Raw genomic sequence first — 19,973 nt, 5'->3', positions numbered from 1 at the left:
TAACTATAATACTTGTCTGTCGTAAACGCGGTTTATTTGTACAAACCCTCTACTATAATACGCTTCTTTTGTTGAATTGATTGAAACACCTTTAGATGTTGCAGAGTGGATAAACTTAATATCGTCTCCATTTACTTCAATTACAATTCCCACGTGATTTATTACTCTAGAACCACCGTTTTTAAAGAAAATCAAGTCGCCCGGTTTAGCTTCTGCAGAAGAAACGCGTTCACCACGTGATGCCATTTCTTTTGAAGTTCTTGGTAAATCGATATTAAACTGGTTGAATGCATTTTTTACAAAACCTGAACAATCCATGCCTGATCGAGACATTCCACCCCATTGGTAACGTATTCCCTGATAATCGTTTGCTACGTTAAGCAATTGTTCGGTTAAATAGCAGTAGTTGGTTTTTTCAGCTTTTTTAGACGTTTTATTGTCTAACTGATCATCAATTGCGTTCATTTGTTTATTAATGCTGGCAATTGTAGCCTCTTCCTTTGCTTTCTGAATCTTTGATGTAGTTGTCACAGTAGTTTTTTTGCTTTGCGCCACAACTTCTGTGCTTAAACATACAGTAAACAAAGTTACTAACGTTAAAGCTAAATTTTTCATTAATTAATATTTTGAAATAGAATTTATAATCTTTTGCTTTGGTATAACACAAATATAGGTTTTTTAATTTTCTTAAACTTCCTAAAAAGTTCTTAAAGTTTTCTTAATTATGTTGATAACTCGCTCACTTGCACCACCACCGCCTAACAATTCACTTAGTTCATGGTACTTTGCAAGCATTTTAGACCGATCGGAATTGTTGATAACTTTATCGAATTCTTTTTTAATGTTCGCTGTATTACATTCTTTTTGGATCAATTCAGTAACAATTGGTTCATCCATAATTAAATTTACCAACGAAATATACTTTAATTTGATAACTCGTTTTGCTATTTGATACGATATTTCATTTCCCTTATAAACCACCACCTGCGGCACATTAAACAAGGCTGTTTCCAGTGTTGCCGTGCCCGATGTTACTATGGCAGCGTATGCATTGTTCAACAAATTATAGGTATCGTTCAAGATTAACTGCACATTTTCTTGTTTGATGAATGGCTGATAAAAATCGGCATTTAAACTTGGTGCGCCTGCAATAATAAATTGAAACTGCGGATATGAATCAACAATACGCAACATTTCGGTAAGCAGTTTTGAAATTTCCTGTTTACGGCTTCCAGGCAACAAGGCAATTATTGGTCGATCATCCAAACCATAAACCTCTTTAAAATCTATTGACTGATTTTTCTTAAAGGTTTCAATAGCATCCAGCAACGGATGCCCAACATAATGCACAGGATAATTATGTTTGTTTTCGTAAAAATCTTTTTCGAAAGGAAGAATAGTGTACATTTGGTTTACATCGCGTTTTATCGCTTTAATTCTACCTTCTTTCCAAGCCCAAATTTGTGGCGAAATATAATAATGTGTATCAAAACCTTCGTTCTTTGCCCATTTAGCAATGCGCATGTTAAAACCGGGATAATCAATAAAAATAATTATATCAGGGTTAAAGGCTTTAATATCCTTCTTACAAAAATCGATATTCTTAAAAATGGTTCTAAGGTTTGCTACAACTTCTGCAAAGCCCATAAAAGCCAGATCTTTATAGTGTTTTACCAACGTACCGCCAACCTGCTGCATTAATTCGCCGCCCCAAAAACGTACTTCAGCATTGGGTTCTTCTTTGAAAAGCGCTTTCATTAAATTGGCTCCGTGCAAATCGCCCGAAGCTTCGCCGGCTATAATGTAATATTTCATTAACTAAAAATAATGTAGAAGGCAATTAGTATAAACGAGAAAATAACGCCACGTGCGCTAAAATAATTTTCGCGGTTTAAAAACAGATAAAACAAACCGATATTAGGGATTGATCCCAATGAAAAGGCTTTGGTTGATACATCGGTCATTTTAAAGATCAAACCGCCATCTAAAGGATTCATCTTTGTAAACAGATAAAACAAAACGCACCCGCATACAAACGAAATTGCCAATGCGCAAAAAGTTCCTAATAAAAATTTTAAAAATCGATCCATTACAAATCCCATGTATTAAGTTGTTGTACTGCGTGGTAAGCAGTTAAATCGTACTGCACAGGCACAACAGAAATATATCCATTGGCAAGTGCCCATTCATCGGTATCTTCGCCTTTGTCGTGATTTACAAAAGTTCCGGTTAGCCAATAATATTTTTTCCCGTGCGGATTGGTGCGTTCATCGAACTTTTCAACCCACGTAGCTTTTGCCTGTCGGCATATTTTAATTCCTTTAATGTTTTTTTCTGCCAGTTTAGGGAAATTCACATTCAACACCACACCTTCGGGCAAACCGTTTTTAAGGGTTTCTTCGGTAATTTGCTTTACGAATTTCTTGATTGGTTCAAAATCGGCGTTCCAACTGAAATCTGCCAAAGAAAAACCAAGTGCGGGAATTCCACTCATACCAGCTTCTACTGCCGCAGACATAGTTCCTGAATAGATTACGTTCGAAGCCGAATTAGATCCGTGATTAATCCCCGAAACACAAATATCAGGTTTTGCTTTAATGATCTGGTCAATGGCAATTTTCACACAATCTACAGGCGTTCCTGAACAAGCGAATTCTTTAATTTCGTCTTTATCAATATAAACCTGCTCTAAAAACAACGTATTGTTAACGGTAATGGCGTGCCCCGTGCCCGATTGCGGACTATCTGGTGCTACTACAACCACCTGACCAATTTCTTTCATAATACTAATTAAAGTACGAATCCCCGGAGCGGTAATTCCGTCGTCGTTCGTTACTAAAATCAATGGCTTTTTCATAAAAAAAACTTTTGTTCCCGTAAAAGTAATCATTTTAATTAAAAAAGCCTTTAAAACGAGTAGCTGCTTAAAACAGTTAACAAAATTTTATTTAATCTTTAATAGTTTTTGTAATAAGAATTTAGTTACTTTAGTTGAAAATTATTTGATGACTGCTATTTGGCAATTTATGAAGAGAAATTATAAAGTATTGATACTTGTTGTGGCACTTGCTGCAGTATTATGGAGTTTTATTCCTTTTAAAAAATCGGCTGATCCCGATCCTGAAAAAGAAGCGTTTTTAATGGGGGTTTTAAATTTTGTGCTTACCAATGCGCATTATAAACCTGCCGATATTAACGATGCTTTTTCGGAAAAAGTATATACCAACTATTTAAAGGTAATTGACGGAAACAAACGTTATTTATTGCAATCTGACGTTGACGGGTTGAACAAATACAAAACCTTGATAGATGAGGAATTCAAAGAACAACGCATTAACTTTTTTAACGAAAGTTATCCGATGTTGCAAACCAGAATTCAAGAGGCAAAAGCGTATTACAAGGAAATTTTGGCAAAGCCTATAGATTTTACCGTTAAGGAATCAATTGATACCGATTACGAAAAACAACCATGGGCTAAAAACAAAGAAGAGCTTAAAGAACGCTGGCGCAAACAATTGAAGTTGAACGTACTTTCGGGTATCGAAGATAAACTAAAACTTCAAGAAAAAGATTCTATTGGTAAAGAACCTAAAAAAGATTTTGCCGAATTGGAAAAAGAATCGCGCGAAATAACTTTAAAATCATTGAACGAGTTTTTTGAATTTTTCGAAGAGATTTCTCGTGAAGAATGGTTATCGGTTTACATTAACACGCTTTTAGAGCAGTTTGATCCACATACGAACTATTTGGCTCCGGACGATAAACAGAAATTCGACGAAAGCATGGCGGGTTCTATGGAAGGAATTGGCGCACAGCTTCGTAAAAAAGATCAGAATACAGAAATTACAGAAGTGATACCGGGCGGACCTGCCATGAAACAAGGCGAACTAGAAAACGGCGATATTATTTTAAAAGTAGCCCAAGGCGATGAACAACCGGTTGATATTGCAGGTATGCGATTAGAAAAGGTGGTTAAAATGATTAAAGGTAAAAAAGGCACTACCGTTAAATTGACCGTTAAAAAAGCTGACGGAAATGTAAAAGTGATTGCTATTGTTCGTGATAAATTCGAAATTGAAGAAACCTTTGCAAAATCATCGGTTATCGATACGCCTGAGGGGAAATTCGGAATTATTCATTTACCTAAATTCTACATTAGCTTTGAAAACCGTGACGGTCGCGATGCCTTTAAAGATGTTGCCAAAGAAGTGGAATATCTTAAAGAACAAAAGGTAGAAGGAATCATTGTAGATTTACGTAACAACGGCGGTGGATCACTGCAAACAGTTGTTGATATGGTTGGTTTGTTTATTCCGCAAGGACCAGTTGTACAGGTAAAAGCAAAATCGGGCGAAAGCGATGTGTTATACGATCGCGACAACAAAACGCAATGGACAGGACCGTTGGTGGTTTTAGTGAACAATTATTCGGCTTCGGCTTCTGAAATTTTTGCAGCTGCCATTCAAGATTATAACCGTGGGTTGATTTTAGGATCGAAACATTCATTTGGAAAAGGAACCGTTCAAAATTTATTGGATTTAAACCGTTTCGGAAATAAAAAAATCGGCGATTTAGGAGCTATGAAATTCACAAGTCAGAAATTTTACCGAGTTAACGGGGGGTCAACCCAATTAAAAGGTGTAGAAAGTGATTTGGTTCTACCAGATCGTTTCCTATATGTTGATACAGGCGAGCGCGACAACGAAAATGCAATGGAGTGGGATAAAATCGCAAAAGCAAAGTACAACGTTTTCGACTATAATTTTGCTCCGGTAAAAGACAAAAGTAAAAAGCGTGTAGCTGCGAATGCTCAATTTAAACTGATTGACGAAAGTGCGAAGTGGGTAAAATCACAACAAGACGATAATACCTTTCCGTTGGAATATAACGAGTATTTGGCAAAATCGAAACAGTTAGAAGAACAATCAAAACGTTTCAATGTGTTGAAAGATTATAAAAACAGTTTGGCATTTACATCATTACCGCACGATGAAGCGTTGATTAAAAACGATACCGTGCTGCAAAACAAACGCAAACGCTGGTTTAAAAGCCTGAACAACGATGTTTATGTAGAAGAAGCCGTAAATGTTTTGCAAGATATAAAAGCAAGTAAATTCAAAATTGGTTCAACAACTAATTTAGTAAAGTAATATTTAGGGCATCTGTTCGAGCTTGTGGTTGCTGAGCCCGCCGAAGTATCGAGAACTAATAAGACATAACTAATGATTGTCATTTAAAAAATAAAAAAGTGTTTAAAAAATTTGTTTCGGCAAATAAAAAGGCGCTCCAAAAATTTAAAAGAAATTCTTGGGGCGTTTTTTCATTAGTCTTTATCGTGGTTTTAAGTTTGTCTGCATTAGGTGCCTATATTTTAGCGCCCGACAATACCGTAAATGCAAACAACGGCGATGTTTCTATAAGTACGCAAAAACCAGGTTTTACCGTTAAAACAATAAACATTCCGTTGGGCAATAAAAACAAAACATCGGTTTTTGATTATTTTACGGGCAAAGAAATTAAAGAACAGTTTATTCCTATTTTATCTTACACTTTTAAAGGCGACACCCTTTATTACAATGAATTTTCGGTTGATCCATCTACTTCACAAACCAAATACCTGCTTACTAATGTATTTCCCGAAGCGGATGAAAAATCGATAGAAGAAAACCACATTAAAACAAAAAAATATCTGTTAGGAACCGATAATCAGGGGCGCGATTATTTAAGTCGATTACTGGTTGGCGCACGCGTTTCGCTGGCAATTGGTTTTGTAGCTGTGTTTATTTCATTAATCATTGGTATTACACTGGGCGCACTTGCCGGCTATTTTGGCGGAAAAACCGATGCTTTTATTCTGTGGCTGATAAACGTAATATGGTCTATCCCTACCCTTTTGCTTGTGATTGCCATAACCTTGGCATTAGGAAAAGGATTTTGGCAGGTATTCATTGCCGTTGGTTTAACCATGTGGGTTGAAGTTGCTCGAGTAGTTCGCGGACAGGTGTTAAGCGTAAAACAAATGCAGTATGTAACCGCAGCACGTGCTTTAGGATTTTCGGATCTACGCATTATTTTTAAACATATTATACCAAATATCATGGCTCCGGTTATTGTTATTTCGGCAGCCAATTTTGCTTCGGCAATTTTAGTAGAAAGTGGTTTAAGCTTTTTAGGTTTGGGTGCACAAGTACCTGTACCAAGCTGGGGCGGCATGATTAAAGAACACTACAACTACATTATTTTAGGAAAACCGCATTTGGCGTTAATTCCCGGCTTGGCAATGTGTTTGGTAGTAGTTGCTTTTATGATGATTGGTAATGCGTTGCGTGATGCCTTGGATGTGAAGGGGTAGAATATGAAATATTCGTAAATTTATACAAAAACCGAAGTTATTCGAAATAACAATACATTCATCGCATTAACATGCTGTTTTTTTTAAGGTTATATGAAGTTTTTATTGTAAAAAAAGGTAATTGCGTATATTTACTTGTTGGTGGCAATTTTATACCGACCGCTTAAACAACTATACTATGGAAATAATAATACGAAAATCATACTTATTTTGGGAAGGAGATGGATACAAATATGGTGGCTTTGGACAACTGATTGACAAGTTTTCCTCTGTTTCAGAAGCTGAAAGTGAAGTTAATGAGCTGACTATTGATTTTTTAAGAAATATCAATCCCAATATAAAGGACTTTATTTTTTCAAATAACGATTATACAAAAGATATAGAATTACTTGAGAAAATATCTGTATTTTATCTACAAGAATTTCAATTAGACTTCAAAACTGAAACTTGGCTACCTTCAAATGCAACTGATAAACAAGTACTTAATTTATCGAACCTTTTCCCTTTTCCTTTTTACTCAATTATTGAGAAATCTAACGACAATTTTTATATCAATGAACTCAACGATACATTTTGGAGCGACAGCGAAATATCTGCAATAAAAAATTCAGATTGGGACTTTACAAATCTTTGTCCAGGAATGACAGGACCTATAAAACAACTTTACAATGATATAGAAACGGCAAAAATGGACGGAACTAAAAAATTGATTTCACACATAATTCGTGAAAATTATCACCAACTTTTTAGCAAACTTAAAAATTTGAAAGACCTGCACTTCCTGAACGAATGGCACAATACGATTGATTATTATGAGGAAATTTTACCAAACAATAAACTGAGCGAAAAAACAGAACAAGTTATTGATAAAATAAAAGGAATTATGAGAATAGAAGATATTTTTATAACAAAAGAAATTTCATTTGAAGAGGCAACTTTATTTGAAAACATAATGTAAATAAAAAAACTGCCACCAACAAGGGTTTTGCGATAGTGGGGCGAAACTACAAAGTTCAACGGTTGTTCTTCGGTTCAACTTTTGTGCAGAATTGAAGATTTGTGCTTCGATTGCCCCACCATCGCAAAGCCCCAAAACGTTCAGAGAAACCCGATAACACGGATTTTCAATCTGTGCGGTTAAACAATGTAGCAATACAAATCGAATGCTACAAAACGCAAATCTGGTCTTACAAAATACAAATCGAGTGTTACAAAATGTAAATCTGGTGCTACAAAATATAAATCGGGTGGTACAAAATAGAAATTGGGTGTTACAAAACACAATCCGATTAGCTACTGAATAACAAACTGCTTTAAATCGTAGCGGTCGCCTTTAAAAATATTCAAATCTACTTTTGTTTCAATACCGTTTACGGTGCCTTTATCGGTAAACTGCCAAAAATGCCAGTCGTCGTTCATTTTTTCGCTGAACAAACTGTATTTGGCAATCCAGATTTTATATTCGGGAAAATGTTCCTTTAAATGATGTTCGTAAAAATTGGCACCCGAATAAATAATGGGTTTTACGCCGTAATGTTTTTCTACGATAAGTAGCCAGTTTTTCAATCCTTCGCGCATTTTTTCTTTGGATTGTTCTTTTGGAAGTTCCTCAATATCCAACACCGGAAAAAAATCTCCAGGCTCTAAAGGAGTATTTTTAATAAAGTTGAGTGCTTGTTGCGTACTATTTTCGTCTGGGCGGTAATAATGATACGCACCGCGAACCAACAATCGGCTTTTGGCTTTTTTCCAATTGTACGTAAACTTGGCATCTACCCCATCGGTTCCCATGGTAGATCGTAAAAAAACATAATCAACAGCAAACTTTCCGTATAACGAATCAATTTCTTTCCAATCGATATCGTACTGATAATGCGACACATCAAATCCAAACAAATGATCGTTGTGTTTGTCTAAAATCTCCATTGCTCGGAAATCGTGAACAGTTACTTCTTTGCTGTCTTCTTTCTTAAAAATTCGTTCATATAAATCGGTCACAAAATAACCGATTCCGTCACGGTAATGAAAAATCAAAAAAGCAATAATAAGCATCGTGTACGCCAAAATATGCCATTTCCACACGGCAACCTTTTTCTTTTTAGGTGCACGTTTGCGAACATATTTTTTAGGTTTTGGAGCTGCCATCTTGTAATCTGCTTAACGTTTAGATCGATCAAAACCAAACAATTCGGCACGAGGATCTGCCTTACCTGTAATTAAATTACCGATAACCTGCGCTGCAATCATGCTAAAAGTGATGCCGTTGCCGCCGTAACCCAAAGCAAAATACATGTTGGGTTTGTTGGGATACATGCCAATATACGGCAGTCCGTCTGCGGTTGCGCTAAACGTTCCCGCCCAAGACATATCGGTTACAAAAGGAATTTCGGGAAACATTTTTTTGAATTTCTTTTCAAGAATCGCTGCTTTTTTACGCAACGATTTATCTCGTTTATCGGGATTATTGAAATCTTCATCTTCTCCGCCAACTATTATTCGATTATCACTTGTGGTACGCATATACAAGTAAGGAGTTTTGGTTTCCCAAATCAAAGCATTGTTTTTCCAAATGTATTTTTTATCGACAGGATGCGAAACTATGGCGAAAGTAGAAAGCAGATCCATTACTTTTTTAGGAAGAAACTCGCCGGCTTCGTAACCTGCGGCAATTACCACATTTTTACAGGTGATTTTACTGCCGTGTTCCGTAACCAATTCGTAACCCGATTCGGTTTCAACGTAATCTTCAATCAACGTATGTGAAAATAACTGCAATTGTTTTTTTTGCAGATAATGATCTAAAATATAGGTTGCGCCCTTGTAACAATCAAGCTGGGCAGAAGTATCGTTATACAAGGCTGCTTTTGCATCAATTCCTAAATCGGATTTTACAACATCTTGCTCTAAATATTCAACAGGAAGTCCGGCATCTTTTCGAGCATTGAATTCTTTTTGCAACAACTTTTTACCGGATCTGTCTGAAGCCAATAAATAAGTAGGAACACGCTCGAAATCAGGATTTTTTCCGATTGATTTAAATACGTTTTCGACATCGGTAATCGACTGTAAACAACATTTGTAAGCATCTACCGCCTGTTTTTCTCCGACTTTTTCGATCAGATCCATCAAAGGAACATCGATTTCATACTGCAATTGCGCAGTTGAAGCTGCGGTGCTTCCGGTACCGATTGTTCGTTTATCAACCACAATACATTCAATACCCAAACTGCACAACGTATGTGCCACCAAAGCGCCGGTAATGCCCGAACCAATGATAACAGTGTGCGTTTCGATATTTTTTTTAAGCGGATTGTAATAATTGTACAATGGGTTTAAAACCACCCAAAAAGGCATGCCCGAATGCAAATCCATAAACTTGTTTTTAAGTTAATAAATTTACCTAATTATGATGTGAAAACAACGCGACTGACGTTCTTTTACAAAATAAATTTTACCGCTTGCCTGATATTGCTTCAGCACTGTTTCCAGATGTTTCTCTAATTTTGCGTTCACTTGTTTTTTATGATTAAAGCGAATGTAAGAGATATCGATTGCACCACCATAACTGTGCGAACTGTCGTTAGAAGACGCGTTGGAATTTACACGGCGCAAACGCTTTTGGTCTGCTTCGGTTCTTGTTAACGAGGTTACCACAAAGAAATTTTGTCCGGCAAGTTTCACAAAATCTCGTGCCATGGCATTTAAAACGGTTCTGCCTTTAGGAACCAGATACGCATGGCTGTGGGTTAATTTATCGATACGGTAGCCGTAACCGCGTTGTTTAATTGCCACCAATTTGCCTTGTTTTACCAATTTATTTAAATGTGCTTTGTCTTTTACCAAACCAACATTATGGTTTTTAGCGGCATTTAAATGAGTGGTATATTCTTTAGACGGCTTTGTTTGGGCAAAAAACGTACAGGGTATCAATAATAATACAAGGGCAAAAATAATACGGGTCATTGATTTTCTTTTCCCACAAAAATAGCATTATTAATGCGTAACGACAAAATTAAGCGTTAAGTAAAGTTGAAATCTATCCGATTATTTTGTACTGAAAGATATTCAGCAAAAATTGTTTTTTACGATCTGTAGGTAAATTTTCTATTGATTTTAATACGATATTTCTACAGCTTACAGCCAAATCGGTATGAAAAATCAACAGATAATATAGGTTAAAATGAATTTCATTGATTGATAAACTCGATAGATACTTGAACAAAAACTCTTCTATGATTTCGTTTTTGTCTTCGCCATTATCAATTTCCATGTTGTAGCCCAAAAACTTGAAGATTGTATTTACATGGAAAACATATTCGTCGATCACATTTTCACTAAAGGCAATTTCTTTTTCGTAGGCAAATAAATCGCTTAACTGCAGGTTTTTTATGGTATGATGATCTTCTTTAAAATCGACAATACTTACAAAAACGTTTGATACCTGATATTTTAATTTAATGGCATCGCCCGCATTTACAGGTTCGATATATTCGCCGTTGTATTTGATTTTCTTTTGAGAATTATTCTCCAGCTTGAACTTCTTCAAACTATCGATCAAGTAAATAAAATATGGCTCCAAAGACTGTCGAATGTTTATTTTAACCTGCAACTGTAAAATTTCGCTTTGCCTTTTATTAAATTCATACTGAATATAAAATGCCATGAAAGTAAAAACCACACCGCAGGTTCCAATAATTGGTGCAGTGGTTCCGCCAATGGCATCGCCCAATTCATTTTTTCCACTTAAACTAATCAACCAACTTTTATGGGTAAACAAATAGGCTAACAGCGGCACCATAACCACCATGATGAGTGCCATAACCAATCCCATAAAAACCACACTCTTTTTCATTGCTTTGTTTTATAATTTAAAGATAGGAAATTATTAATCAAAGTGACTTTAGTTTATTTTAAAACTGAAACATACACACGTTCGTTTGGTTGTAAAGCTGTTTTATGTACAAAACAAATTTCCAAATCATTTAAAACAGCATAAATCAAATAATTCTTTCCGGTAAAATAAGAATGTTTAATTTTTACTTCCGATCCATCATTAGAAATTTGTAACTCATGTGGTCTTACATACAAAACTTCATTGATGTTTAAATCAAAATAATTAGCAGGAATAATGTTTACATCGCCGGTTAATCGAGCTATGTATTCGTTTTTGGGGTTTTCGTAAATATTTTGTGGTATATCTTTTTCTATTAAAATTCCATTTTGCAGAACCAATATTTCATCGGCGTACATTAAGGCTTCTTCTGGCGTGTGCGATGTAAAAAGAATGGTAATTCCTTTTTGCTTGCAGTACTGAAAAAGCTGTGTTGCCAATTCTCTTTTTTGAAAAGGATCAATGTGAGAAAAAGGTTCATCTAACAACAAAAATTCGGGTTCTAATGCTAACACTCGTGCTAGAGCAGTTCGCTGCATTTGTCCTCCACTTAAAAACTTAGCTTTTACGTTGGCAAATTCCGTCATATCGACCAATTCCAACAATTCATCAACTCGATTCTTTTTCTCTTTCAGATAGAAATTCGATAAAAACCTTCCCACATTTTCGGCTACCGAAACAAAAGGCATCAAATCAAAATCTTGTGCCAGATATTTCATATAATCCATTCCGGGAACCAAATGATAAGCCGGTCCTAAAATTTGCTTCTCGTTCCAAAAAATCGAACCAGAATCAGCATCCAACAAACCATAAACCAGTTTTAACAAAGTAGATTTTCCGCTACCGCTTGCTCCTATCAATGCATACGAATTTCCTGCTTTAAGCTGAAAACTTACATCGCTTAAAATCTGACTATTGTTGTATGAAAAAGAAAGTTGATTTACCTGCAACATAAAATAAAAAGGCGACCGAAGCCGCCTATTTGTATAAAATTATAAACTTGCTATATAACGTTCGGCATCTAAAGCCGCGATACAGCCCGATCCCGCTGCGGTGATTGCCTGACGGTAATCTTTATCCTGCACATCGCCACAAGCAAAAACACCTGGAACGTTTGTTTTAGATGTTTTGCCTTCGGTAATTAAATATCCGGTTTCATCCATAGTTAACTGACCTGCGAAAATATCGGTATTTGGTTTGTGACCAATTGCTACGAAAACACCTGTAACAGCAATTTCTTTTTTCTCACCGGTAACATTATTCACCACACGAACTCCATTTACAATTTGTCCGTCACCTAAAACCTCATCAATTTCAGTACTCATCAAAATTTCAATGTTCGGAGTATTTTTAACGCGATCTTCCATAATTTTTGATGCACGGAATTTTTCAGATCGAACCAACATGGTCACTTTTTTACATAAATGCGATAAATAATGAGCTTCTTCACAAGCAGAATCGCCCGCACCTACAATGATTACCTCTTGATTGCGGTAGAAGAAACCATCGCAAACAGCACAAGCCGATACACCACCACCCATTTGCAGGTAATGTTGTTCAGAAGGAATTCCTAAATATTTTGCTGTTGCACCAGTTGATATAATTACCGTTTTTGCATGAATTTCAATAGTATCGTTGATCCATACTTTTTTAATTTCGCCCGATAAATCCACTTTAGTAGCAAAACCATCGCGAACATCGGTACCAAAACGTTTTGCCTGTGCTTGCAATTGCATCATCATTTCAGGTCCGGTTACACCGTCTGGATATCCCGGAAAATTCTCAACCTCGTTTGTTGTTGTTAATTGTCCGCCCGGTTGCATTCCTTGATATAAAACAGGATTCATATTAGCACGCGCCGCATAAATTGCAGCTGTATAACCTGCAGGTCCCGAGCCTATGATAAGGCATTTTAGTGTTTCTATAGTTGTTGACATATTTTAGTTAGATTCAAATTTTACGTGTACAAAAATAGATATTTATGTATGGATATAAAAGAAAGTTACCTTTTAAATATCTATGGTATAATTGATTGTTGTTATAGCAGATATTTTTTTGAAATTTTTAGATAAAAACATTTATTAAATAAAAATTTTCTCTACATTTGCACTCGCAATTAAGGCTTTATCGGGGTGTAGCGTAGCCCGGTTATCGCGCCTGCTTTGGGAGCAGGAGGCCGCAGGTTCGAATCCTGCCACCCCGACTAAATTTTTAATTGCAACAGATAACCACCTCGGGGTGTAGCGTAGCCCGGTTATCGCGCCTGCTTTGGGAGCAGGAGGCCGCAGGTTCGAATCCTGCCACCCCGACAAAGTCTTCTTTATATCAAAGAAGACTTTTTTTATTTTACGCTCTAAAAAGAAATATATCATCATTTCAAAAAGAACAAAACAAAAATACCAGCCCTAAAGAAGACTGGTATTTTCTTTAAAAAGATTGCTCTTTTTAATAATCACACGAATTTTTCTAAAAAGAAAAACTCATACACTTAACTAAAAACATTCAAAAAACTACTATCTATTATTAATATCTAATAAAGATCAATTCAAATCTGTTAGCGTAAGAGATACTAAAAAGCATCTCTTAATAACTAACACTTTTCTTTTTCATAATTAATTTGATAATAATAAAACAAACCTCGTACCAATTTAAAAAAGCCTGATTTATTGGTTCAAAAAACAAATATATTTCTGCTTATTGTAGAAACATACTCAACTTATTGTAGATATTTTTCACAAAAACACAATTAAAAGTAATTTCAGTTGTCGGTTTAAGTTTTTACAATAATTAAGTACATTTGTAAAAACAATAATAGAATGCTTATAATTGGTATAGCTGGCGGAACGGGAAGCGGTAAAACAACTGTTGTTCACCAGATTATGAATGAATTACCGGGAACAGAAGTGGGTATCATCTCACAGGATTCTTACTACAAAGCGAACGATCATTTAAATATGGATGAACGTGCGCTGATTAATTTTGATCATCCAAGAGCGATTGATTTTGATCTGCTTTGTTCTGATTTAAAAGAATTAAAAGCGGGCAACAGTATTAACCAGCCGGTTTATTCGTTTGTGCATCACAACAGAACCGATGATTATATTTTAACGCATCCGCGAAAAGTAATGATTGTTGAAGGTATTTTGATATTGACAAATCCGGAATTGCGCAATTTGTTCGATATTAAAATTTTTGTTCATGCCGATTCAGACGAACGATTAATCAGAAGGTTAAAACGTGATATTGTAGAAAGAGGTCGTGATATGGACGAGGTTTTACACCGATATCAAACCACATTGAAACCAATGCACGAGCAGTTTATCGAACCATCAAAAGCATACGCAGACATTATTATTCCTAACGATAAATACAACACCGTAGCTATTGATATTGTTCGAACGGTTATCAATAAAAAAATTAACGATTAAGAATGAAACAAAAAATCGCCGCCCTATTAATTAAATATCCGTTTTTAAAATGGGTTACCAACAGGTTTATTTTAGCAACCCTGTTTTTTGTTGTTTGGCTTTTGTTTTTTGATACCTACGCTTTTTACGATCACCGAACTATTGACAAGGAAATAAACAAGCTGGAAGAAAACCGAGATTACTATCAAACCGAAATTAACAGCGACGATAAAAACATTAGAAAACTATACCGCAAGGAAGAAGTTGAACGATACGCCCGAGAGAAATATTACATGAAGCGCGAAAATGAAGACATTTATATTATTGACAGCGACAAAGAATACACAACAGAAGAAACTAACTAACAAATCAATACAACAATATGTTATTTAACGATTTTGAAAAAGTAACATCAAAACAATGGAAAAATCAAATTCAGTACGAATTAAAAGGTGCCGATTATAACGATACATTGGTTTGGGAAAGTTTAGAAGGCATTAAAGTTAAACCTTTCTATCATAACGACGAAGATACTGTAACCACAGGCGTTTCTACACAAAACTCTAATTTTTCTATTGTTCAGGAAATTTATGTTTTCGATACAGAAAAATCAATCGCAAAAGCAAACGAAGTTTTAAAACGCGGTGCAGAAAGCATTCGTTTCATCATTCCTTCAAAAGAAAAAAACGTTGTTAACATTATCAATCAATTACAGCAACAGCCAAAAGCGGTTTATTTGCAGTTATTATTTTTAGATGCCGATGTTGTGGAACAGGTAAATACCGAAGCTGCCAAATTACAGTTTGAAGTTTTTGTTTTGATCGATCCTATTCATCAATTAACTTTCGATGGAAATTTCTTTAAAGACGGAACTTCAGATTTTGAAACGTTGAATAAAATCAACAAAAAGTCCAGCAACATCAACTGGTTAACCGTAAAAACAACTACGTACCAAAACGCAGGTGCTAATATGGTGCAGCAAATTGCTTACACTTTGGCGCACACCAACGAATATTTAAACCTAATTGAAAACTTCGATAAAAACATTACAGTTGAAGTTGCTGTTGGTGGAAATTATTTCTTTGAAATTGCCAAACTACGCGCTATACGTTTGTCTTTGAATGCGTTGGCAGAAGCTTATTCGTCAAACATTACATTTCACATTATTGCAAAACCAACCCATCGCAACAAAACCATTTACGATTATAACGTAAACATGCTGCGCACAACTACCGAGTGTATGAGTGCTGTTTTGGGTGGAGCCGATGCGGTTGAAAATATTGCGTACGATGCACTTTACCATAAAACAAACGAATTTGGCGACCGTATTTCAAGAAATCAATTGTTGATTTTAAAGGAAGAAAGTTATTTTGATAAAGTAAACAATCCGGCAGACGGTGCGTATTACATTGAAAATTTAACGCAGCAATTAGCAGAAAAAGGTTTGGAGCTTTTTAAGGATATTGAAAAAAATGGCGGATTAATTTCACAGTTGATCGAAGGAACTATTCAGCGAAAAATTAACGAGGCAGCAACAAAAGAACAAGAATTGTTCAATTCGGGCAAAGAAGTTTTGTTGGGAACAAACAAATACCCGAATCCGCAAGATAAAATGTCGCACGATTTAGAGTTGTATCCTTTTGTAAAGCAAAATCCGCGTAAAACATTAATTACTCCGATCATTGAAAAACGTTTGGCAGAAGCTTTGGAACAAGAACGTTTAGCTAAAGAATAATTTTTGTAACTTTCAGAAAAAGAAGACCATGGAAGCAATCAGAGAAATAGTGAAAGTAAAAAACCGACAGGTAATTATTAATTTACCCGATGATTTTAATGCCGATGAAGTTGAAGTAATTGTATTAAAAACAATTGACAGTGATCTTTCTGAAGAGCAAAAAATCATTTTAGAAAACCGCCTTAACGAACCTGAAACAGAATATATTACATCACAAGAATCATTAGATCTTTTGAAAAAAAAATATGGTTTTTAAGGTAATTGTTTCAAAAAGAGCTCAACAAGAAATTGAAAATGCGATAGCTTATTATAATGAAATAAATAAGTCTTTAGCTCAAAGGTTTTATAATGCTGTAGAGACTAATTATAAAAAATTGGAGACGAATCCTTATTTTCAAAATAGATATAAAGAATTTAGGGCAATACCTTTAAATAAATTTCCATTTCTTATTTTCTATCATGTTGACGAGGATAAACATATAATAAAAATACTTTCTTGCTTTCACACATCAAGAAGTACCAAGAAATATCCAGAATAGTAAATATTCAGAAATTAAAATTATTAATGAATTTGAAGATTATTTAAAAAATTCATGAGAAAAAACATACAAAATATACAATTACCACATCAAAAGAAAACCGTAACAGATAATCTAAATTCTTTTGAAACAGCCGAAGGTATTCAGGTAAAACAAACCTATACGTTAGCCGATGTTGAAGAACTGGAACATATTGGTTTTGGTGCCGGTTTCGCACCTAATTTACGCGGACCTTATGCAACAATGTACGTTCGTCGCCCGTGGACTATTCGTCAGTATGCAGGTTTTTCTACTGCTGAAGAAAGTAATGATTTTTATAGAAGAAATTTAGCTGCGGGGCAAAAAGGACTTTCAGTTGCTTTTGATTTGGCAACGCACCGCGGCTACGATTCTGATCACGAACGTGTGGTGGGCGATGTTGGTAAAGCCGGCGTAGCGATTGATTCGGTGGAAGATATGAAAATTTTGTTCGATCAGATTCCATTAGATGAAATGTCGGTTTCTATGACCATGAACGGTGCTGTGTTACCTATTTTGGCATTTTATATTGTTGCTGCAAAAGAGCAAGGCGTAGATGAAAAATTACTTTCAGGAACCATTCAAAATGATATTTTAAAAGAGTTCATGGTGCGTAATACGTACATTTATCCACCTACCCCATCCATGAAAATTATTGCTGATATTTTTGATTATACCAGCAAAAACATGCCTAAATTCAACTCAATTTCTATATCGGGTTATCACATGCAAGAAGCCGGTGCTACCGCTGATATTGAATTGGCTTATACCTTAGCCGATGGTTTAGAATACATTCGCACGGGATTGGCTGCCGGAATGAAAGTTGATGAATTTGCACCACGCCTTTCGTTTTTCTGGGCAATTGGTATGAATCATTTTATGGAGATTGCCAAAATGCGCGCCGGTAGAATGATTTGGGCTAAATTGATAAAACAGTTTAACACCAATTCAGAAAAATCATTGGCATTGCGTACACATTGTCAAACTTCGGGTTGGAGTTTAACCGAGCAAGATCCTTTTAACAATGTGGCTCGTACGGCTATTGAAGCTGCTGCTGCTGCTTTTGGCGGAACACAATCGTTACACACCAACGCGTTGGACGAAGCTATTGCCTTACCAACAGATTTTTCTGCTCGAATTGCCCGTAATACGCAGATTTTCTTGCAAGAAGAAACGAAAATTTGTAAAACGGTTGATCCATGGGCAGGAAGTTATTATGTTGAAAGTTTAACGGCGGAGATTGCTGAAAAAGCTTGGAAATTGATTGAAGAAGTAGAATCGTATGGTGGAATGACCAAAGCTATTGAAGCTGGAATTCCTAAAATGCGTATCGAAGAAGCAGCGGCTCGTAAACAAGCTCGTATCGATTCTGGTCAGGATATTATTGTGGGAGTGAACAAATATCGATTGGAAAAAGAAGATCCTTTACAGATTCTAGAAGTTGATAACCAAGTTGTTCGTCAGCAGCAAATCGAACGCTTAAATAAAATTAAAGCCACTCGTGATAACAATAAAGTAAAACAAAGTTTAACAGCTTTAACAAATGCAGCAAAAACGGGCGAAGGCAATTTATTGGCATTGGCTGTTACAGCAGCTGAAAACCGAGTTACATTAGGAGAAATTTCTGATGCATTGGAAGAAGTTTACGGCAGATACAAAGCACAAATTAAAACCATTAGCGGCGTGTACAACAAAGAAATTAAAACCGATGAAAATTTTGCCAAGGCAAAACAACTTGCCGACGATTTTGCAAAACAAGAAGGACGTCGTCCACGTATCATGATTGCTAAAATGGGACAAGACGGGCACGATCGTGGTGCAAAAGTAGTTGCTACGGGTTATGCCGATGTTGGTTTTGATGTAGATATGGGTCCGTTGTTTCAAACACCTGCCGAAGCAGCCAAGCAAGCCGTTGAAAACGATGTACATATTTTAGGTGTTTCGTCATTAGCTGCTGGTCATAAAACTTTGGTACCGCAGGTTATTGAAGAACTAAAGAAATACGGTCGTGAGGATATTATGGTAATTGTCGGCGGAGTTATTCCTGCACAAGATTATCAGTATTTGTTCGATTCAGGAGCAGTAGCCGTTTTTGGTCCCGGAACCAGAATTGCCGACGCTGCCATTACGATTTTAAATGTGCTGTTAGATACAGAATAAACAAGAGCCCTGAAATTTCAGGGCTTTATCTTTTTATAGAGTTTATACTATTTTCTTTTTATTTCCCACTTTCTAAAAAAGTAAGTATATATACTAATAATTAGAATACCTATGATAATTGAAACGTATTCATTCTTAAAAGAATTTGTAAGTAATACCACTATTACTGCAAGCAAAAATGCTCCTATTAAATATAAAATATTTTTCATAATTTACTCTGCAGATAGTATAAAGATAACAAAAAAAGTGAAGCTTCTTAACTTCACTTTTCTTTATAAAATACTTCCTATAAAATTATCGTTTTCCATAGTTCGCCAAACCTCAACATTACTTATGTATTTGTCTTTGTAAGGCAGGCTGCGGCAGTTTAACTGTATTTTAGAAACCTTGTTTATATCTACCAAAAAGTGGTTATCTTCCCAGAAATAGCAAAACAAAGGCGGTTGGTTTCTGTGGATTGATGTAAACTTCCCAAACACTTTTACGCGTTTTTTAACTTCTTGTTTGTTTAAAACTTCAAACCCAGATTTTTCAAAATAGGTACGAATTACAATCAACGGATTTTCGTTTTGATTGTTTACTTTTTTGTACGACTGTAAGTAAAAATCGGTCATTAATTTATCGTTTACAAACTTACTTGCAATATCAAATTCAAACACAAACAACTGTTCTTTATTGTTTAAATCGCGTTTATCAAAATCTTTTGCCAACAATAAAATTTCGTTCACACCATTATAAAAATTGTACGAAACCAATAATTCATAATAGTTAATTTTTTTGCCTTCTTTATAGTAAAACCTAGGAAAAACCTGGTTAATTGTACCTGTTATTGTCATTAAATAATGTTCTAATCTATTTTAGAATAATTGTC

20 protein-coding genes and 2 tRNA genes are annotated in these 19,973 nt (G+C 35.5%); 11 read left to right on the top strand and 11 right to left on the bottom strand.

Annotated features, from left to right (window positions below):
• Positions 1-3: 3 nt before the first annotated feature.
• The 4 genes from BM253_RS11270 to surE form a co-directional block, all read right to left on the bottom strand.
• Positions 4-615: a C40 family peptidase gene (locus BM253_RS11270; RefSeq protein WP_091524048.1), complete on the bottom strand. Its 612-nt coding sequence runs from the start codon at positions 613-615 to the stop codon at positions 4-6.
• Positions 616-696: 81 nt separating this feature from the next.
• Positions 697-1,815, bottom strand: coding sequence for a lipid-A-disaccharide synthase (gene lpxB / locus BM253_RS11265; RefSeq protein ID WP_091524044.1), 1,119 nt, complete (start codon positions 1,813-1,815; stop codon positions 697-699).
• Positions 1,815-2,102: a hypothetical protein gene (locus BM253_RS11260; RefSeq protein ID WP_143095631.1), complete on the bottom strand. Its 288-nt coding sequence runs from the start codon at positions 2,100-2,102 to the stop codon at positions 1,815-1,817. Before BM253_RS11260 ends, lpxB begins: the two co-directional genes overlap by 1 nt.
• Complete coding sequence (gene surE / locus BM253_RS11255; protein WP_091524134.1) at positions 2,090-2,857, bottom strand: 5'/3'-nucleotidase SurE; 768 nt, start codon at positions 2,855-2,857, stop codon at positions 2,090-2,092. Before surE ends, BM253_RS11260 begins: the two co-directional genes overlap by 13 nt.
• Positions 2,858-3,026: 169 nt before the next feature.
• Between surE and BM253_RS11250 the strand changes: the two genes are divergently transcribed.
• The 3 genes from BM253_RS11250 to BM253_RS11240 all read left to right on the top strand — a co-directional run bounded on the left by BM253_RS11250 (position 3,027) and on the right by BM253_RS11240 (position 7,310).
• Positions 3,027-5,150: a carboxy terminal-processing peptidase gene (locus BM253_RS11250; RefSeq protein WP_245758492.1), complete on the top strand. Its 2,124-nt coding sequence runs from the start codon at positions 3,027-3,029 to the stop codon at positions 5,148-5,150.
• Positions 5,151-5,248: 98 nt separating this feature from the next.
• Positions 5,249-6,352: an ABC transporter permease gene (locus tag BM253_RS11245; RefSeq protein WP_091524035.1), complete on the top strand. Its 1,104-nt coding sequence runs from the start codon at positions 5,249-5,251 to the stop codon at positions 6,350-6,352.
• A 178-nt stretch (positions 6,353-6,530) separates the two neighbouring features.
• Positions 6,531-7,310, top strand: a complete 780-nt coding sequence (locus BM253_RS11240; protein ID WP_091524032.1) for a hypothetical protein — start codon at positions 6,531-6,533, stop codon at positions 7,308-7,310.
• A 335-nt stretch (positions 7,311-7,645) separates the two neighbouring features.
• Here BM253_RS11240 and BM253_RS11230 read toward each other — a convergent pair whose 3' ends face one another.
• From BM253_RS11230 to trxB, 6 genes are all read right to left on the bottom strand, one after another.
• Complete coding sequence (locus BM253_RS11230) at positions 7,646-8,497, bottom strand: glycoside hydrolase family 25 protein (protein WP_091524026.1); 852 nt, start codon at positions 8,495-8,497, stop codon at positions 7,646-7,648.
• A gap of 12 nt (positions 8,498-8,509) precedes the next feature.
• Positions 8,510-9,724 (bottom strand): NAD(P)/FAD-dependent oxidoreductase, encoded by a 1,215-nt coding sequence (locus BM253_RS11225; RefSeq protein WP_091524022.1) that lies wholly within the window; start codon positions 9,722-9,724, stop codon positions 8,510-8,512.
• A gap of 24 nt (positions 9,725-9,748) precedes the next feature.
• On the bottom strand, positions 9,749-10,315 hold the full coding sequence (locus tag BM253_RS11220) for a DUF5715 family protein (RefSeq protein WP_091524019.1): 567 nt from the start codon (positions 10,313-10,315) through the stop codon (positions 9,749-9,751).
• A 73-nt stretch (positions 10,316-10,388) separates the two neighbouring features.
• On the bottom strand, positions 10,389-11,204 hold the full coding sequence (locus tag BM253_RS11215) for a hypothetical protein (RefSeq protein ID WP_091524015.1): 816 nt from the start codon (positions 11,202-11,204) through the stop codon (positions 10,389-10,391).
• 53 nt (positions 11,205-11,257) lie between these two features.
• The gene (locus BM253_RS11210) at positions 11,258-12,196 is read right to left on the bottom strand and encodes an ABC transporter ATP-binding protein (protein ID WP_091524012.1); all 939 of its coding nucleotides are present in this window, start codon (positions 12,194-12,196) and stop codon (positions 11,258-11,260) included.
• A 39-nt stretch (positions 12,197-12,235) separates the two neighbouring features.
• Positions 12,236-13,180, bottom strand: coding sequence for a thioredoxin-disulfide reductase (gene trxB, locus BM253_RS11205; RefSeq protein ID WP_091524008.1), 945 nt, complete (start codon positions 13,178-13,180; stop codon positions 12,236-12,238).
• A 191-nt stretch (positions 13,181-13,371) separates the two neighbouring features.
• Here trxB and BM253_RS11200 point away from each other — a divergent pair.
• The 8 genes from BM253_RS11200 (at position 13,372) to scpA (ending at position 19,102) form a co-directional block, all read left to right on the top strand.
• Positions 13,372-13,446: transfer RNA gene (locus tag BM253_RS11200), tRNA-Pro, on the top strand.
• 31 nt (positions 13,447-13,477) lie between these two features.
• A tRNA-Pro gene (locus tag BM253_RS11195) sits at positions 13,478-13,552 on the top strand.
• A 507-nt stretch (positions 13,553-14,059) separates the two neighbouring features.
• A complete protein-coding gene (udk, locus tag BM253_RS11190; protein ID WP_091524004.1) occupies positions 14,060-14,671 on the top strand; it encodes a uridine kinase in 612 nt (203 codons plus the stop codon).
• 2 nt (positions 14,672-14,673) lie between these two features.
• Positions 14,674-15,015 carry an FtsB family cell division protein gene (locus BM253_RS11185; protein ID WP_091524001.1) on the top strand — a complete coding sequence of 114 codons (342 nt, stop codon included), beginning with the start codon at positions 14,674-14,676 and terminating at the stop codon, positions 15,013-15,015.
• Between the two features lie 17 nt (positions 15,016-15,032).
• Positions 15,033-16,385: a methylmalonyl-CoA mutase subunit beta gene (locus BM253_RS11180; RefSeq protein WP_091523998.1), complete on the top strand. Its 1,353-nt coding sequence runs from the start codon at positions 15,033-15,035 to the stop codon at positions 16,383-16,385.
• Between the two features lie 28 nt (positions 16,386-16,413).
• Positions 16,414-16,641 carry a hypothetical protein gene (locus BM253_RS11175; RefSeq protein WP_091523994.1) on the top strand — a complete coding sequence of 76 codons (228 nt, stop codon included), beginning with the start codon at positions 16,414-16,416 and terminating at the stop codon, positions 16,639-16,641.
• On the top strand, positions 16,631-16,924 hold the full coding sequence (locus BM253_RS11170) for a type II toxin-antitoxin system RelE/ParE family toxin (RefSeq protein ID WP_091523992.1): 294 nt from the start codon (positions 16,631-16,633) through the stop codon (positions 16,922-16,924). Before BM253_RS11175 ends, BM253_RS11170 begins: the two co-directional genes overlap by 11 nt.
• Before the next feature lie 54 nt (positions 16,925-16,978).
• On the top strand, positions 16,979-19,102 hold the full coding sequence (scpA, locus tag BM253_RS11165; RefSeq protein ID WP_091523988.1) for a methylmalonyl-CoA mutase: 2,124 nt from the start codon (positions 16,979-16,981) through the stop codon (positions 19,100-19,102).
• A gap of 272 nt (positions 19,103-19,374) precedes the next feature.
• Here scpA and BM253_RS11160 read toward each other — a convergent pair whose 3' ends face one another.
• Positions 19,375-19,938: a hypothetical protein gene (locus tag BM253_RS11160; RefSeq protein ID WP_091523985.1), complete on the bottom strand. Its 564-nt coding sequence runs from the start codon at positions 19,936-19,938 to the stop codon at positions 19,375-19,377.
• Positions 19,939-19,973 lie beyond the last annotated feature (35 nt).

The organism is Paenimyroides ummariense, assembly GCF_900115115.1.
In the GTDB taxonomy this organism is placed as follows: Bacteria; Bacteroidota; Bacteroidia; order Flavobacteriales; family Flavobacteriaceae; genus Flavobacterium; species Flavobacterium ummariense.
This window is presented reverse-complemented; position numbering and strand designations above follow the sequence as displayed.